This is a genomic window from Methylosinus sp. Ce-a6, assembly GCF_009811655.1.
Classification (GTDB): domain Bacteria; phylum Pseudomonadota; class Alphaproteobacteria; order Rhizobiales; family Beijerinckiaceae; genus Methylosinus.
Map to the genome: position 1 here is coordinate 1 of NZ_BGJX01000089.1, position 1,065 is coordinate 1,065.

Annotated in this window: 1 protein-coding gene; it reads left to right on the forward strand. The window is 64.3% G+C overall.

Annotated elements, in window-relative coordinates; genetic code table 11:
- Nucleotides 1–105: 105 nt before the first annotated feature.
- Nucleotides 106–1,050, forward strand: coding sequence for an IS630 family transposase (locus Mspo_RS19430; RefSeq protein ID WP_159732943.1), 945 nt, complete (start codon nt 106–108; stop codon nt 1,048–1,050).
- Nucleotides 1,051–1,065: the final 15 nt, after the last annotated feature.

A 1,065-nucleotide genomic window follows, 5' to 3' on the forward strand; every position in this document is an offset into this window, starting at 1 on the left:
TAGAGCGTCGTCCGAGCATGGCGATTCAATAAAGCGTGGCGGATTCCCATATCTGAAGCGGAGCGCTGATCGGCATCGAGCGGCGCGAGCGGCTGGGAGGGGATCATGACGCTGTCTATGGATCTTCGTGAGAAGGTTATGAAGGCGATCCGGGGCGGGATGTCGCGCCGACAGGCGGCCGCACGGTTCGATATCGGTCCGGCGACCGCCGTGCGCTGGGCCAAGCGGGTCGAGATCACCGGCGAGGTCGCGCCGGCCAAGATGGGCGGCGACCGCCGCTCGCGGCGCATCGAGGCGCAGGCGGATTTCATCCTCGCGCAGATAAAGGACAAGCCCGACATGACGATCATGGAGCTGCGCGACAAGATCAGGGAGCGCCACGGGCTCGCCGTCGGCTATGGGACGGTGTGGCGGTTCCTCGTGCGCCATGGGATCACGCGCAAGAAGAAAACCGGCCATGCCGCGGAGCAGGACAGGGAAGACGTCGCCTCGGCGCGAGAGGAATGGTTCGAGGGCGAGCTCGATCTCGACCCGGAAAAGCTCGTTTTCATTGACGAGACGAGCGTCTCGACGAATATGGCGCGGCGCTTCGGCCGGGCGCCGCGCGGGGAGCGTTGCCGGGCGTCGGTCCCGTTCGGACATTGGGAGACGACGACGCTGATCGCGGCGCTGCGCGTCGATCGCATCGACGCGCCGATGATGATCGACGGCGCGCTCGATGGCCGCTCGTTCCTGGCCTATGTCGAGCAGGTTCTGGCGCCGACGCTCTGCGCAGGAGAGATCGTGGTGCTGGACAATGTGAGCACCCACAAGGTCGTGGGCGTGCGCGAGGCGATCGAAGCGAAATGCGCGAAGCTCCTTTATCTTCCGTCTTATTCGCCGGACTTCAATCCGATCGAAAAGTCCTTCTCCAAGATCAAGTCGGTTCTCCAGCGCATCGCAGCGCGCACCGTCGATGCGCTCGACGCGGCGGTCGCCCAGGCCCTGCGAAGCGTCACACCGAGCGAATGCGCGAATTACTTTGCGGCATCCGGCTATGATGCAGCTTGATCGGATTCCGCTCTA